Origin of the sequence: Bacillus aerius (assembly GCF_029894105.1) — a bacterium.
GTDB classification, from domain to species: Bacteria; Bacillota; Bacilli; order Bacillales; family Bacillaceae; genus Bacillus; species Bacillus altitudinis.
Genome location: NZ_JARYHO010000001.1, coordinates 1,657,599 through 1,673,684, shown reverse-complemented (window position 1 = coordinate 1,673,684; position 16,086 = coordinate 1,657,599). Strand labels below are relative to the sequence as shown.

The 16,086-nt window shown below is 40.5% G+C and carries 11 protein-coding genes; all 11 read right to left on the bottom strand.

From position 1 onward, the window contains the following. Positions 1 to 145: 145 nt before the first annotated feature. The 11 genes from yfmH to dapG all read right to left on the bottom strand — a co-directional run bounded on the left by yfmH (position 146) and on the right by dapG (position 16,038). Entirely contained in the window at positions 146 to 1,438 is a 1,293-nt protein-coding gene (yfmH, locus tag M2353_RS08560) for an EF-P 5-aminopentanol modification-associated protein YfmH (RefSeq protein ID WP_284725250.1), read from the bottom strand. After that, the gene (gene yfmF, locus M2353_RS08555; protein ID WP_284725249.1) at positions 1,435 to 2,715 is read right to left on the bottom strand and encodes an EF-P 5-aminopentanol modification-associated protein YfmF; all 1,281 of its coding nucleotides are present in this window, start codon (positions 2,713 to 2,715) and stop codon (positions 1,435 to 1,437) included. The genes yfmH and yfmF overlap by 4 nt, the downstream gene beginning before the upstream one ends. Positions 2,716 to 2,860: 145 nt before the next feature. Next, a complete protein-coding gene (locus tag M2353_RS08550) occupies positions 2,861 to 5,977 on the bottom strand; it encodes an MMPL family transporter (RefSeq protein WP_047945904.1) in 3,117 nt (1,038 codons plus the stop codon). 319 nt (positions 5,978 to 6,296) lie between these two features. Then, a complete protein-coding gene (gene bcbE, locus M2353_RS08545) occupies positions 6,297 to 7,526 on the bottom strand; it encodes a bacillibactin exporter BcbE (RefSeq protein ID WP_172793306.1) in 1,230 nt (409 codons plus the stop codon). A 102-nt stretch (positions 7,527 to 7,628) separates the two neighbouring features. Next, entirely contained in the window at positions 7,629 to 8,354 is a 726-nt protein-coding gene (locus tag M2353_RS08540; RefSeq protein ID WP_008344706.1) for a GntR family transcriptional regulator, read from the bottom strand. Between the two features lie 164 nt (positions 8,355 to 8,518). Further along, positions 8,519 to 10,894, bottom strand: coding sequence for an FtsK/SpoIIIE family DNA translocase (locus M2353_RS08535; RefSeq protein WP_284725248.1), 2,376 nt, complete (start codon positions 10,892 to 10,894; stop codon positions 8,519 to 8,521). A gap of 110 nt (positions 10,895 to 11,004) precedes the next feature. Next, on the bottom strand, positions 11,005 to 11,241 hold the full coding sequence (locus tag M2353_RS08530) for a YlzJ-like family protein (RefSeq protein WP_203144333.1): 237 nt from the start codon (positions 11,239 to 11,241) through the stop codon (positions 11,005 to 11,007). Then, positions 11,238 to 11,966 (bottom strand): ClpP family protease, encoded by a 729-nt coding sequence (locus M2353_RS08525; RefSeq protein ID WP_008344713.1) that lies wholly within the window; start codon positions 11,964 to 11,966, stop codon positions 11,238 to 11,240. The genes M2353_RS08530 and M2353_RS08525 overlap by 4 nt, the downstream gene beginning before the upstream one ends. Before the next feature lie 121 nt (positions 11,967 to 12,087). Beyond that, entirely contained in the window at positions 12,088 to 13,755 is a 1,668-nt protein-coding gene (rnjB, locus tag M2353_RS08520) for a ribonuclease J2 (RefSeq protein ID WP_008344715.1), read from the bottom strand. Positions 13,756 to 13,926: 171 nt separating this feature from the next. Further along, positions 13,927 to 14,793 carry a 4-hydroxy-tetrahydrodipicolinate synthase gene (gene dapA, locus M2353_RS08515; RefSeq protein ID WP_008344717.1) on the bottom strand — a complete coding sequence of 289 codons (867 nt, stop codon included), beginning with the start codon at positions 14,791 to 14,793 and terminating at the stop codon, positions 13,927 to 13,929. 30 nt (positions 14,794 to 14,823) lie between these two features. After that, positions 14,824 to 16,038, bottom strand: a complete 1,215-nt coding sequence (dapG, locus tag M2353_RS08510) for an aspartate kinase (RefSeq protein ID WP_019744173.1) — start codon at positions 16,036 to 16,038, stop codon at positions 14,824 to 14,826. Positions 16,039 to 16,086: the final 48 nt, after the last annotated feature.

The window sequence follows — 16,086 nt, the reverse complement described above, 5'->3', positions numbered from 1 at the left end:
CTCCTTTAGTTTGATTGTTTAACTATTAAAGAGTTTAACTAATTACCGAAACAATTGTCAATCAATATCTTCGCATATAAAGCGATTTCTTTAGCTGGACACAAAAAAGACAAACTCTTATATGTTGAGTTTGTCTTTTTTCGTTTTATTTTGTTTTCGGTACGACTTTAAAAACTGACATTCTTTCTTCATCAATTTCTTCGTCTAAGATTTGCTGAATATCTGTTAATTGGATTTGCTCCAGTACTGGCACGACATCAAATAAGCTCATTTCTAAGAATGCGTATCGAGTGAATTGATTGGCAATGTACTCCGGGGAGTTCATTGCTTTTAAAAAGCTGCCAATTTTTTTCTTGCGAGCAAGTTCAATCTTTTCTTCTGTGATCAGGCTTTTTGCTTGAAGAAGCGTTTCTTTTAATTCATCTGCAAGTTGATCAGGGTCATTTGTGTCTCCGCCAACTGAAGTGAAGCCAAAACCGCCTTCTTCCGTATAATCGTAGCTGAAGGTCTCATCAATTAAGCCTTTTTCATACATCTGTTCATATTGTAAGGAGCTTTTACCAAACAGCGTCTCTAAAATGAGATTCATTCCGAGCTCATGTTTTAACAGTTCATTGCCTTTTTTATGAGGATTCTTTGTTTTTAATCCAAACATACATTTTGAGCCTTGTACGTTCATTGGAAGTTCGTATTCTTTTCGGTACACACCTTCAGGCTCATTGATGTCTTTTCGTTTGATCTCTGGCTGGTCTGTAAATGGCTTTTTCGCCTGATTCGCTCGAACTTGCTCTAATATTTGCTTCGGATCAACGGGACCGACAACAAATAGAAGCATATTGCTTGGGTGATAGAACGTTTCATAGCATTCATACAAATGATCTTTTGTAATCGGAGCGATGCTTTCTACTGTTCCAGCTATATCAATTTTCACAGGATGCTCTTGATATAGATTTTCAATCAAACCGAAGAATAAACGCCAGTCGGGATTGTCATCATACATGTTAATCTCTTGACCAATGATGCCCTTTTCTTTTTCGACTGTTTTTTCAGTAAAATAAGGTTCTTGCACAAAATCAATGAGTGTCTCAAGGTTTTGTTCGACATTTGAGGTGCTTGAGAATAAGTAAGCTGTTCTCGTAAACGTTGTAAATGCGTTTGCGGCTGCTCCTTGTTTACTAAATGTATGAAACACATCCCCATCTTCTTTTTCAAACAGCTTGTGCTCTAAGAAATGGGCAATTCCATCAGGCACTCGGATCATGTCTTCTTTGCCAAGCGGCACAAATTCATTGTCGACAGAACCGTATTTTGTTGTGAAGGTTGCATATGTTTTGTTAAACCCTTGCTTTGGCAGCACATAGACGTCAAGTCCGCTATCCATTTTTTCGTGATAGACCGTTTCTTGCAGCTGGTCGAATTGAATTGTTTTCACTGTCATGAAGCACCCTCCGTTCCTTTAAGAAAATAGGTCGTATCCCATTCGATTTTTTGACCCACTTTGATGATGTCCTCTTTTGTCACTCTGTCTAACGCTTCTAAAAAGGAATCGAGGCTCTCCCCTGTTGGCACGACGGCATGCTGATATAAGTATTCCGCTGTTCCATAAGACGTATCAATGGTTTCGAGCAACTGGTTTTTGACGACAGCCTTTGTCTGTTCAATTGCTTCATCAGAAAAATCGCCTTTTTGCATGGCATCAAATTGTTCTTTGATAATGTCTACTGCCTGCTGATAGTTGCCGACTTCAATTCCTGACATGACCATCATCAAACCTTTAAAGCTCTCAAGTCTAGAAACAGCATAGTACGCAAGACTTGCTTTTTCCCGCACATTGATAAATAGCTTTGAATGAGAGAAGCCGCCGAATATGCCATTAAACAAATGCAGCGCCGGATAATCTTCATCTGCTATCGTTGTATGTGTGCGAAAGCCAATGTTCAGCTTTCCTTGTTTTACGTCCTCTTCATCAATGACTTCTTTTGGCTCTATTTGTGATCTTGATGATTCGGTATTTTGTTTGACTGGCTCTCTTTCACTTGTTTTAAAGTATTGCGAGACCATTCGATTGATGTCTTGTTCATCAACGGCTCCCACAACATAGAGATCCAGCTGGTTGGACTTAAGTGCATGTTCGTATGCTTTAAAGAGCGCTTCTGCCGTAATCGCTTCGACGTCTTCCATTTCACCATTAACGTGCAGTGCATATGGCTCACCTTTACACATTTCCTGTACAAGTCTTAAGTTTGAATAGCGCATTTTGTCATCATAAACGGCTTGAATGCGCTGTTTCAATGTTCGTTTTTCTTGCTCAACGTACAATTCATGAAATACTCCGTTTTCCACGTACGGGTGGAATAATAGTTCAGAAAGTAAGGCAATCCCTTTTTCTAGTAAAGGGGTTTGATCCTTTAAATATTTTTCATTCGCCATTTCTAGACGGAAGGTAATGATGTGATTTTCACCTTTTTTCGCCATGTCTGCGGAAACGGTCGCCCCATAGAGCTCGTCGAAATAAGCACGAAGCTCTCCCGTTTTCGGCATTTTTTCTGTTCCTCTTAAAAGCACATGCGGGAAAAGGGAACGCATGGTGACGTCATCTTTGGATAAAGGCGCAAGCATTTTAAAAAGGATCGTCACGGTTTTAAATTTTTCTGTTTTGACAATATGAGTATGAAGACCAGGTGTATCAAATGTCTTCTCTTGTAAGTACGTCATGAGAAACCTCCTTTGTTCATCCTATTTATTATGTATTAGAACATAGCTGATATATACGTGAAACAGCCATTTAATAGTCATTATATCAATCAGAGGAAAGGATAGGAAATAAAAACGCCTCTGCTAAAAGCAGAGACGCAGGTTGTTATTTCATTCTAAACGGCCACCAATTCCATTTTCCAAAGATGCGAACCATGACCGGGATAAAGAGTGGTAGAACAACAAAAGCATATAATAAAAGTCCAATGAGTACGACCGTTGCAATTTCAACTAATGATAATACACCCGATGGCAGCATCGCAGCAAAAGTACCCGCTAAAATAGCAACTGCTGAAATAATGACGGACCCCATATTTCTCATCGCTGATATCATGGATGCTTGAACATGCTCTCCCTTCCATTCATTAAAGCGATCCATCAGGAAGATCGAATAATCAATGCCAAGGGTCACAAGGATAACAAAGCTGAAAAATGGAACAGCCCAACTGACACCATCGTAGCCAAAGAATGTTTTGAAAATCCATTCTGTTAAGCCAATGGATGTAAAATACGTTAATATGAGTGAAAGTGTTAAGTATATCGGCATGACGATTGACCTTAGTAATAAAACTAAAATAATAAAGATACCAATTAACATGAAAATAACCGTTCTGATAAAGTCACCGTCTGACGTTTCTTTTAAGTCAACATTTAAACTGGAGATACCAGATACACCGTAATTGGCATTTTTCAAACCACTTACAGGTAAATATTGATCAAGGGTTTCTTCGATTTTTGCTACACCTTTCATTGCTTCATTGCTGTATGGATTTACATTTAAAATTACTTCAAAGGTTGTTAATTTGCGATCTGGGGACATATACGTATTAAATATTTTCTTAAACTCATGGCGTTTCAATACTTCTTCTGGTATAAACCAGCCCGTTACTTCTTCATCTGGTGCTTCTTGAAGCTGTTTTAAGTAGCTGTCTGCCTCGGTAAAGCCGCTTTTTACTTGCTCAAGTCCGGAAATACTTTCATCTAATCCATCTGTTAATAGTGATAGTTTAGATGATAGCTGGTTAAACCCTTTTTTCACGGCTTTTTGGCCATCTGTCAGCTGATCTGCGCCATCTTCAATTTTAGGCATTTCTTTGATGAGCTGTTTTTGGCCTTTATTCGTTTCATCAAGACCATCATAAATTTGATCTAGACCTGTCATCAGCGCCTTTACTTGTTGTTTGATTTCTTTTTGCTTGCTTGAGAACGTTTGAATGACTTGATCTGCTTTCTTGATCTTTTGTTTAAAGGCAGATGCTTCCTCTTCATAGACGCTCATTTGCTCTCCAGCTTGATCGAGCATTCCTTTTGTGTCTTTGAATACTTTTTTGATTTCTTTATATTCATTCATGTCTTTGATTTCTGGAAGCCGGTTTTCAAGCCCTTCAAATGATACGTTTTCATAGGATTGTTTCACTTTTTTAATCGTTGTCATCAGCTGCTCATTTGATGTTGCGTGACCTTCAAGTGTGCTTACGACTCGTTCAAGATCTTGAATCATGGTTTCACTTCTGCGATATTCTTGCTCTAATTCTTTTTTCGCTTGTTTGATTTCAGTGCGAATGGTTCCTACGCCCTCTTTACTGCGCCTCACACCATCCTCTAAAGAAATGAGTGATTTCCTCACTTCTCCGATACCGCCTTTGATGGCTTTTGTCCCATCAATCAATTGATCAATCCCTTTAGCGGATTCTTCAATTTTTGGTTTTTGTTTGAGAAGTGCTAAGTTTGTTTCGGTCAAGCCATCTGTAATTTTCCCGATGCCCTCGTGACCTTTCCCAAGCTCTCCTCCCAGCTCTTTCGCTTGAGAGGTAACGTAGAGCTGACTTAACCCGGCTCCAACTGGGCGAGTGACACTGCGAACCGCTTTCACTTCCTCAATGTCATTTAACTTACGGGTCAGTTTTTCAATCATGACAATCTTTTCTTGATTATCGAGCTCATTGTCACTTTCGACAAGCACATTCAGCGGCAGCGCTTCACCAAAGCCAAATTGCTCAGATATCGTATTAAATGCAGACACTGACTCATACTTTGTCCCAATCTCATTTAAACTATTATAAGAAAGAGTGCCGTCATACATCAGAATCGGAGGAACAGTGATGAGTGCAACTACACCTAAGCTGATGAGCGGTCTTTTAAATGAAAAGCGCCCAGCCCATTCCCAAATCTTACTTTGTGGATGACGAATGTTTTCTCTTTTAGACGGCCAAAAAAGGGATTTTCCGAAAACCGACATAAAAAAGGGAACGATTGTGACAAGTGCAATGAGCAGGATGCCAACGCCTACGGCAACGCTGACGGCTGATTGGTACAATTGGAATTTTGCGAAACCAATACTTGAGAAGCCGACTAACACAGCTAAACCGCTGAAAAAGACTGTTTTCCCTGCACATTGATACGTGATGATAATCGATTCTTTGACATCACGCCCCTGACCAATCTCCTCTTTAAAACGGCTTAAAAGTAATATACAATAATCCGTTCCTATACCGAACATAATAGCTACCATAAAAATCTGAGTGAAATTAGAAATAGGAAATGGTGTATATTCTACGAGAAAAGCCACAATACACCGGCTGACAGCATAAGAAATGCCAATCGTAATAAGCGGAACAACAGGTGCCAGTATCGATCTGAATACAATTATTAAAATAAAGAAAATAAAAATCATCGTGATAAGTTCAGTTTTCTTCAGACCTTGTTGAGAGCTTTTAATGACATCTGAGTCCACAAATTTTTGACCTGTCATTTCATATGAGACGTTGTAGGGCTTTAAAACTTCCTCAATTCGTTCTTTAACCTTCACAGCTTTTGTTTCGTAGTGGTCGAATTTGAATGGAACAAGAAGTGTACTTTTATCCTTTGATAAAAGTTGTTTTTGAATGTCACGATCTACATGAAAATACGAAGTAATTCCGTCAATGTGGAGTTCTGGGGCATGTGTCATGAGTGCAGCTAAAGCCTTTTTTAATTCCTGCTCTTTGGCAGGGAACAAATGTTGTTCGGAGAATACAATCACACCAGTATCTTTTTTCCCATTATGATCTGAAAGCTTATCCAATAAGTGAAGTGCCTCAGCTGTTGGTGTCCCCTCTGGAACCTTTAACTGCCCTTTTTCTCTTGTTAATTCCTCTAAATCGGGCGCAGTAATAAACAGAATCACAGCTGTTATCATCCACACCATTAATACAATCCATCTTGCTTTAATTATTTGCAACATAGCTACTTCAAGCTCCTTCTAGTTCATCAATCAATTTGCTGTTTTTGAGCGTGTCTGAAGTGCTGACTTCGTCTCCTTCAACGTGCTAATGGCAGGATGACCTATTCAATTGTCCTTTCGTGTTGAAGAAACGCATATCTATCATCAGCCACGAGCTCAATTTCTGCCTTAAAACAAAGACAGAAAATGAATGTTTTTGAACACCTCCTATTTGGGATAATTTAAAAGATATTACTATACATTAGTTTAACTATCAAAATTTTACATGTCAATTTATAAAAAAGAAAAAAGATGGCAAAATACCGTCTTTTTTCTATGTTTAAACCGTTTTCAATTGTTCACTTTCATCCTTTTCATCTGGCTGGATGAAAAAGAGGACCAAAAATAATGAAATGAGACTACATATGGTCGATAGAATAAAAACGATGGAGTCTCCTTTATCCATAAGAAATGCGTAAATTGGAGGTCCTAAAGCAACACCGATAAAACGCATACTGCTATAAAATGACGTAATGGTTCCGCACTGCTCTTTTTCAATCCCTTCTGTTATCAACGCATCAAGTGCTGGAAGCACAATGCCAATTCCTACGCCGCCAATACTTAAGCAGACAAACAACACGTAAAAACTGTGATTCCACCATAAAAATATATACGAAAGTGATAAAAGAGCCATACCAACGATGAGAAATATCCTCATTTTCCCCTTTTCTTTCCCGATTGTTTTCCCCGCAATATACGAGCTGATTGATAAGAAAAGGAGCGGGATACTTAGCAGCAAGCCTTTTTTGACACCCGTTATTTGATACGCTGCCTCTAGGTTATCTGATAAATAAAAGAGCACGCCAAAAAGAAGAAACATAATAAAACCACCAATAGCAAAAATGGCATAAAGCCAGCGTCCCTCATGTTTAAAAATCGTCTTTGTTGATTTTAAAAACTCTTTAAATGTAGGCGGATCTTCCTCTTTCTTTGCGGATTCAACCATAAACAGTACCATCACAAAGCTGATGATTGAAAAGAATGGAATGAACCAAAACGGTACGAACCAAAACCAAGAAGCGAGAAGTGCCCCAATAATAGGACTTAGTACCTTTCCAGCTGTATTAGAAGTTTCAATTGCTCCAAGTCCCGCACTTACCTCTTCATCATCGTGAAACAAGTCGCCAATAAACGGCATGACGACAGGTGCCGCCCCAGCTGAGCCAACTCCTTGAAGGACCCTGCCAAATAGAATCCACATGTATGGTTCTTTCATGATGGTTGAGGCAACAGCTGCCACAGCTCCCCCAAGTCCTGCGATTAAAAGACACGGTAAAAGTACCTTTTTCCGCCCAATTCGGTCAGATAAATAACCGGCAATCGGAATACACAAAATCGCCACAACGGAGTATACCGTAATAATGAGTGACACTTGAAAGGAAGTGATTGAGAGTTTCTTTTCTATCTCTGGTAATACGGGTATTAGCATCGAGTTTCCAAGCGTCATGATTAGAGGCACTGATGATAATGCAATAATATTCTTTTTACTGACTGTTTTCTCGCCCAACATCATTCACCCAATTCTATATACTGTTACGTATTAGTGTGGCACGTTTCACGGGTTTTATGTATAGACAAACAAAAAGCAACCGCCTATGGAAGCGACTGCTTTTTAAAATCGTTTACGTATGACATGGAAACTGAATTTATCCGCTCGAAAATAATTGAGCGAGTATAAGACCGGCTGATCGTCTTGATCATAGTGCATTTGTTTCAGTAATAGTAACGCTGTTTCTGGGTCACATTCTAGTATCGGTGAAACCTGATCGTGATAACCAATCGGTTCGATGTCTGCCACGGCATATTTAATTCCGCTGTGCGGTTCTCTCCCAAACAGCTCAAAAAGCGACTCTTCCTCGTGAGTAAAAGAAGCGGGAAGATGTTTAACCGGAATTTTATCTAAACAATAGACGACTGGCTGTCCATCTGCTGTTCGAACGCGTTCCATTGAAAAAACCTTCTCGGATTCATCACACTGAAAACGAATGACATCATTCTCCGTCGGCTCCCCTTCTTGTGAGGACAAAAAGATGGTACCTGGTGTCATATTGACCTGTTCAATCATTTTTGTAACACTTGTCAGCTGTTCAATGCCAGTAGAAAAAAGCGGTCTTGAGTTGACGAAAGTCCCCACACCATGCCTTCTTATTAAATATTTCTCTTCTTCTAATATACGAAGGGCTTCACGAAGGGTCGCTCTGCTCACGCCTAAAAGCTTTGAGAGCTCAAATTCAGAAGGCAGCTTTTCCTTTTCGGCATATACACCTGTTTGAATATCTTCTTTAATACGGTCAATCACTTTCAAATATAAATGGCGATTGTCTGTTTTGGTCGACATGTTTTCCCTCCGTCTAATCAATGCAAATGATAAGATGAGAAATCTCTATTCCGAGATAAGATGAACATAACTATATCATGTTTTTGCAAATAAATAAATAGTCTGACATCCAGTTAACATAATCTTTATATCGTTAACTTTATGATAGGAAAGCTCTCTTCGAATTATGAAGAGAGCTCGTCATGTTGTTCTTTTGAAAGGAGGACTTCTCTCGGTTTACTTCCTTCATATGGTCCGACAACCCCGCGCTCTTCCATTGCGTCAATAAGACGTGCAGCACGAGTATAACCAATGCGGAACCTCCTTTGCAGCATAGAAACAGAGGCCGTCTGCATGCCAATGATCAGTTCAACTGCTTCATCATATAAGTCGTCGTCCACAGCCCCAAGCTGATTTTGCGTTTCTTCACTTGGGATCATTTCTTCTTGATATTGTGCTTTTTGCTGTGTGATGACATGATCAACGACATGTTCCACTTCTTCATCTGATAAAAAGGCGCCTTGTACACGAACTGGTTTGTTCGCACCGACCGGTAAGAACAACATATCCCCTCTGCCCAGTAATTTTTCTGCGCCTCCCATATCAAGAATGGTCCTTGAATCGGTTTGTGACGATACGCTAAATGCAATACGGGATGGAATATTGGCTTTAATGACACCAGTAATGACATCAACCGAAGGTCTCTGTGTGGCGATAATTAAATGAATCCCTGCAGCACGTGCCATTTGAGAAAGCCTTGTAATGGAATCTTCCACATCAGAGGAAGCAACCATCATTAAATCAGCAAGCTCGTCTACAATGACGACAATATAAGGGAGTTCTGGCTGCTTCGCCTCTTCTGATTGATTCATTCGTTTAATGTAATCATTGTACCCTTCAATATTTCTTGTGCCCGTATGCGAAAACAATTCGTAACGGCGCTCCATTTCACTAACCACTTTTTTAAGTGCCTGTGAGGCTTTTTTAGGATCGGTTACAACTGGAGCCAACAGATGCGGGATGCCGTTATAAACATTTAATTCAACCATTTTCGGGTCAATCATCATCATCTTCACTTCATGAGGTTTTGCTCTCATGAGAATACTTGTGATAATGCCATTGATACATACGCTTTTTCCGCTTCCTGTCGAGCCAGCCACAAGTAAATGCGGCATTTTGTTCATTTCAGCCAGCACAGCTTCACCAGAAATATTTCGGCCCAGTCCGATGAGTAGCTTGGCATTTGGGCGGTCATTTTGTTTCGATTCTAAAACCTCTTTTAAAGAAACCATCGCAATTTCTGCATTGGGAACTTCAATTCCGATGGCGGATTTGCCAGGAATCGGCGCCTCAATTCGAATGTCTTTTGCTGCTAATGCAAGGGCTAGATCATCACTCAAGTTGACGATCTTACTTACCTTCACGCCGACATCAGGGTATACTTCATATTTTGTGACGGCCGGCCCTAAATGAACTTGTGTCACTTTTGCTTTTACACCGAAGCTTTGGAAGGTCTTTTCAAGCTTTCTTGCATTTTCATAAATATTCTTCTTATCTGTTTGCTGACCTGAATGCTGCGGCTCAGCTAAAATATCAAGCGATGGCAGCTCATAATCCTTATTTTCAAGCTCCGTAAACGTCATAGGCGGAGCTTCTTTTGGTTCAACCCCTATATCATGAGACGGAGTGCCTTGTACAGTTTCTTGAAGAGGATCTGGCTCATTGACCGGCTGATCTTTTTGAACCGGCGGTGTGAGCATGTCATCTCGATCAGCAAAACTTGAGATAATCGGCTGACGATTGTCAGAAGCCTGCTCTTCTTCCTCGATCAAGATTTGATCACGATCTTCTTCGGCCTCTTCTTGTATGCGTGAACGTTTTTTCTTTTCACTTGTTCTCTGCGCAGGTGCATTCTTTTTCGCCTGCCTTATGCCTTTCATATCTTCAATAAATGCTTTCCACTGCTTCACCAAAAATTGTGATACAGGTAGCGTCACTTTTTTGACCATTTCTTGCAGTGACCGGTTAGTGATCAGAACAATGCCAATCAGCATTAGCACAATGGCCATGATTTGAGATCCTGCTTGTGCAAACAAGAAATAGGAGGCCGCAAATAATACGGCACCGATCATACCGCCTCCTAAATCGGGCGAGCCTGTCTCACCTTTCATATCCATTAAGAATAACTCAAACGTATTTCTGATTACACTTTGAGAGCCTATCACGCCTGCAGCTGAAAGATGCTGAAAAAGCTTCACATGCGACAAAAGCAAGATACTCGCAATGATGCAGTATAAACCTGCTTTTCTTCTTGTCAGTAAATCAGGAATTTGTTTTTTCCAAAAGATCGTCACACCAAAAAGAAATAATCCGATAAGGCAGAGAATAAACCATTCACCTGCAAAGAATCGGAATAGATGTACAAAGGTTTGTCCAACTACACCTAGCTGTAAAATGGCAATGATCGCTATGGCAATACAGACTAACCCATTTAGTTCATATTTCAGTTTTAGCTGTTTATTTTGTTTTTTTCTTGTCTTACGTTTTCTCTTTTTCGCCATACTCATCACCTTACTACAAAAGAAAATATAACCTACGAAAAGATCAGAAAGAAAGCAGCCTGGTTTTGGCTGCATCTTGTTGTAAGTTTTCCCTTTATTATAGCATAGAATCATTCATATGAGTCGGTTTGATTGGTGCCTAAATGTAACTTCAATCGCTTACCTGGTGCAAGCTCCTGATTCAAAAAGTCCATTGGATTCGTACTCATTACTTGAACGATTTCCACTTCATCTTCTTTCATTTCAACCATCACTGGCACGCCCTGAATGTTTACCTGCTGGAGTTTGCGTTCTCCTTGTTCCTCAGCGTAAATGGCTTCATAAGGCATAGGTGTATATAAAATCATTGGATCAGCCCCTCGTTTTGTGCTGCCCGTTCTCCAATGAGCTCGTTCAGCTTTTTAATCGCTTGTCCAACGCCGCCTACTTCATGCATCAGCCCGTATTCCGCCGCCTCATGGCCAACGACATTTGTCCCAATGTCTCTTGTTAGATTGCCTTTAGAGAACATAAGCTCTTTAAATTTCTCTTCTGTAATGTTTGAGTGACTCGTGACAAAATTTATGACTCTTTCCTGCATTTTATCTAAGTATTCAAAGGTTTGCGGAACACCGATGACTAGACCGGTTAAGCGTACAGGGTGAATGGTCATCGTTGCTGTTTCGGCAATGTATGAATAATCACACGATACGGCGATTGGGACCCCAATAGAGTGGCCGCCGCCAAGCACAATGGATACAGTCGGTTTGGATAAAGAAGCGAGCATTTCTGCAATAGCTAGTCCCGCTTCTACATCGCCGCCCACTGTATTTAAAATGATTAGAAGTCCTTCAATTTTTGGGTTTTGTTCAACTGCTACGATTTGTGGAATGACATGTTCGTATTTGGTTGTTTTATTTTGTGGCGGCAGCTGCATGTGCCCTTCAATTTGTCCAATAATAGTCAGGCAATGTATGTTTGTATCTTGTGACAACTGCGGGACGGCTGTTTCACCAAGCTGTTGTATTTTGCTCATAATGCTATCTTTTTCTTCTGGTTTTCGCTCAGGCTGCTGTTCATTCTGTTCGTCCATTTGTCTCCATCCTTTCCTAAAAACTCTCCTCCTATTATGAACAAGATCGTCACATTCCATCCGCATTCATCATGTCACATCAAAAAAGCCCAAAGAGCTTGTGCTCTTTGGGCTTTTCTCATCACACTTCCATAATAATTGGAATGATCATTGGCTTACGTTTTGTTTTTTCATATAGGAATTGATTTAGTACATCGCGCATGGATTGTTTCAGTGTTGACCATTCAACAATTGAGTTTTCCGTTTGCTCTTTCACAATCCCTTTGACCATTTCTGTTGCTTTCACAATCAGCTCTTCGGATTCTCTAACATAAACAAATCCTCTTGTGATGATCTCAGGTCCAGAAATTAATTGTTTCTTTTGTTTATCGAGCGTAATGACTACAATCAAGATGCCATCTTGAGACAATAGGCGTCTATCACGTAAGACAATATTCCCAATATCACCAACACCAAGACCGTCGATCAAAATGTTCCCTTGATGTACTTTTTCACCGATTTTGACGTTTTGACCTCTAAATTCCACAACATCCCCTTTATCAATTAAGAAAATGTCGCTTCGTTTCATACCCACTTCTTCAGCAATACGAGAATGTGCTTTTTGCATGCGATATTCGCCGTTTACTGGAATTAAATACTTTGGCTTCAGTAAGTTCAGCATGAGCTTTAACTCTTCTTGACAGCCATGTCCAGATACATGCACACGTTTTTGAGCAAAAATCACTTGTGCTCCGCTTCTTGTAAGGAAATCCACCGTTTTTGAATAGGTGAGTTCTTGTCCTGGAAGAGGTGTAGACGCAATCACAACCGTGTCATCTTTTTCAATATGAAGCTGTTTGTGATTTTGTTTCGCCATTTTTGTTAAAGCAGCGAGAGGCTCACCGTGGCTTCCTGCTGTGAGAATGACCACACTGTTTTTCGCCATTTTTTTCACTTCTTGGACTGGAACAAATAATTCTTCGTCTGCTGTCACATAACCAAGTTTGATCGCAAGCTGAAGCGTTGTCATCATATTTTTCCCTGCTACTGCAAGCTTACGGCCATTTTGGTTTGTGGCATTAATGATTTGCTGTACACGGTTAATATTTGATGAAGATACAGCCACAATCACACGGTTTTCAGCATTGTACATCGCATTTGAGATTTCGTCTTGGACGAGCGCCTCAGAAGGTGTATAACCTGGTTTTTCAGCATTTGCACTGTCTGAAAGAAGTGCTAAAACGCCATTGTTTCCAATTTTCGCAATCTCTCCGATGTCACAGGCTTGGTTAAGCGCTGGGGTTTGATCAAATTTAAAATCACCTGTGCATACGATTGAACCAAGAGATGTTTTGAAGCTGATTCCGACTGAATCAGGAATACTGTGATTCGTTCTAAAGAACGATACCTTTGTTGTTTCAAATGTAATGACTGACTTTGCATGAACTTCGCGCAAATCAGCTTTTTGATTGAAGCCGTATTGCTTTAACTTTTCTCGAAGTAACGCAAGGGTCAGCTTCGTGCCGTAAACTGGTACAGACAATTTGCTTAAGCAATGGAATACGCCTCCGATTGCTTCATCATGTCCGTGGGTAAGAAAAATTGCTTTCACCCGATCAGCTCGTTCTGTTAAATAAGAGATATCAGGAATGACCACGTCAATGCCTAGCATTTCGTTTTCTGGATGCATGAGTCCTGCATCTACAACATATATGTCGGAATCAATCTCAATGACATATAAGTTTTTCCCGATTTCTCCAACGCCTCCCAGTGCAATAATTCTTACGTTCTCTGTATTTTTCTTTTTCAAAATTCTTATCCTCCTAGTCTCAAGCCCGTCCATCATCGCTTAATGCTATTATAACTGAATCTAATTTTAGAAAACAAGATGAAGTCACATTTTAAGAAAGTGTTTATGTATAAAAAACGGTCATACTCAGGGACATCTGAGAATGACCGCTTACGAATTTTTTTGTTTTGATCAGCTGTTTAATACGCTGCTTAAATTCAGTCTCTCTTCTTCTGATAAAGGTAAAAGCGGGAGTCGAACGGATCCGACATCTAATCCTTTCAGCTGAAGAGCTGTTTTGACAGGCGTTGGATTTGGCGCTGAGAACAGCTGGTTCATGATCGGCACCAGCTTTTGATGAATCAATGCCGCATTCGCTGTTTGTCCTGAGGCGTAGCTTTTTAGCATTTGCTGCATATCAAGGCCTACGATATGAGAAGCCACTGAGACGACTCCTTTTGCACCAACCGCAACCGCAGGAAGCGTTAAGCTGTCGTCACCAGAATAAACGTCAAAATCTTCTGGTGTCTCTGCAATGATTTTTGTCATGGCATCTAGATCACCGCTTGCTTCTTTGATTGCGACAATGTTCGGTATTTGCGCAAGCTTAATCGTTGTTTCTGGTGCTAATGAAGCAACCGTTCTTCCTGGTACATTGTAAAGCATGACAGGAAGAGATGTAGACTCGGCAATTGCTTTAAAGTGTGCATACATGCCTTCCTGTGATGGCTTGTTGTAGTAAGGTACGACAAGCATCACTGCATCAACGCCCGCTTCTTCTGCTTTTTTCGTTAGTTTAATAGACGCATTTGTGTTATTACTGCCTGTTCCTGCAATGATTTTACAACGACCATTTGCTAATTTCACCGATTGCTGAAAAAGAGCGACTTTTTCTTCAGTCGATAAAGTTGGCGATTCGCCTGTTGTCCCTGCAACGACTAAAGAGTCACTGCCGTTTTTTAACAAGTAATCAATGAGAATTGATAGCTTTTGGAAATCAATGTTGCCCTTTTTATCAAAAGGTGTAATCATAGCTGTTGCGATATTTCCGAAATTCATTTTTTTCACCTCATCATGATTCAATCACATTTATCTTGAAAGTTCAAACACTTCATGAAGGGCATTAACAGCCGCTCTCATGTTTTCTTCGTTCACTAACACCCAAATCGTCGTATGACTGTCAGCGGACTGTAAGATCGGAATATTTTGCTCAGATAGTGCAGATACAATTTTAGATGTGACACCTGGTACACCCATAATGCCTGCTCCAACAGCTGATACCTTTGCACAGTTTGTCGTGACAATCGGCGTATAGCCCAGATCTTTTAGGATCGCCGTTGCTTTTTCAGTCATTGCACCTGTCACCGTATAGACGATTTCGCTCGGTGTAATGTTGAAGAAATCGACACTGATTTGGGCATTTGCCATTGCTTTAAAGACTTCTGTTTGTACGCTGTACTGTCCCTCTTTAGCTGGGACTTTGATTTGTGTGACATCATTGACATGTGCAATACCCGTAATCAGGCGGTCGTACACATCATGACTCATTTTATCTGAGTAGTGTGATGTCACGAGTGTGCCCTCATCATCAGAGTATGTTGAACGGACCCTCATTGGTACTTTTGCTTGCATGGCAATTTCAACAGCTCTAGGGTGAATGACTTTTGCCCCTTGGTATGCGAGGTTACAAATTTCTGTGTATGTCACGACTCTCAGTGGTTTTGCATTTTCTACGATACGGGGATCTGCTGTCATGACCCCTTCTACATCTGTAAAAATATCGATGAAATCTGCCTGCAATGCAGCTCCTAACGCAGCAGCTGACGTATCACTGCCGCCTCGTCCGATTGTTGTCACGTCTCCATTTTTTGCAGCGCCTTGGAATCCAGCAACGACAACCACATCATGCTCTGAAAGTGCCGCCTCAAGACGTTCACACTTCATGTCAATAATTTTCGCATTTGTATGTTCTTTATCTGTCACAAAGCCTGCCTGTGATCCTGTCATCGCTACAGCCTTTAGCCCGTTTTCATTCAGCATACTTGAAAAAACAACAGCTGAAATATTTTCTCCGCAAGACACGAGTAAATCTTTTTCTCGGTTTGTCATATGCTGCGCATTGCCGTAAAGCAGACCCAGCAGCGTATCTGTCGCATAAGGATCGCCTTTTCGTCCCATCGCAGACACGACAACGACCGATTTATAGCCTTTCTCTTTTGCAGATAAGATATGTGCAAGTGCCCTTTTTCTCCCTTGATCATCTTTGACAGATGTACCGCCAAATTTTTGGACAATTATTTTCACTGTTTTCACTCCAAGTTCATTCTGACGTAACAGAAGAGAGCAGGCGAA

Excerpts from the sequence above, each read along its gene's own strand:
- yfmH (WP_284725250.1), bottom strand. The coding sequence starts at position 1,438 with ATGACAGTGAAAACAATTCAATTCGACCAGCTGCAAGAAACGGTCTAT.
- yfmF (WP_284725249.1), bottom strand. The coding sequence starts at position 2,715 with ATGACGTACTTACAAGAGAAGACATTTGATACACCTGGTCTTCATACT.
- M2353_RS08550 (WP_047945904.1), bottom strand. The coding sequence starts at position 5,977 with ATGTTGCAAATAATTAAAGCAAGATGGATTGTATTAATGGTGTGGATG.
- bcbE (WP_172793306.1), bottom strand. The coding sequence starts at position 7,526 with ATGTTGGGCGAGAAAACAGTCAGTAAAAAGAATATTATTGCATTATCA.
- M2353_RS08540 (WP_008344706.1), bottom strand. The coding sequence starts at position 8,354 with ATGTCGACCAAAACAGACAATCGCCATTTATATTTGAAAGTGATTGAC.
- M2353_RS08535 (WP_284725248.1), bottom strand. The coding sequence starts at position 10,894 with ATGGCGAAAAAGAGAAAACGTAAGACAAGAAAAAAACAAAATAAACAG.
- M2353_RS08530 (WP_203144333.1), bottom strand. The coding sequence starts at position 11,241 with ATGATTTTATATACACCTATGCCTTATGAAGCCATTTACGCTGAGGAA.
- M2353_RS08525 (WP_008344713.1), bottom strand. The coding sequence starts at position 11,966 with ATGGACGAACAGAATGAACAGCAGCCTGAGCGAAAACCAGAAGAAAAA.
- dapA (WP_008344717.1), bottom strand. The coding sequence starts at position 14,793 with ATGAATTTCGGAAATATCGCAACAGCTATGATTACACCTTTTGATAAA.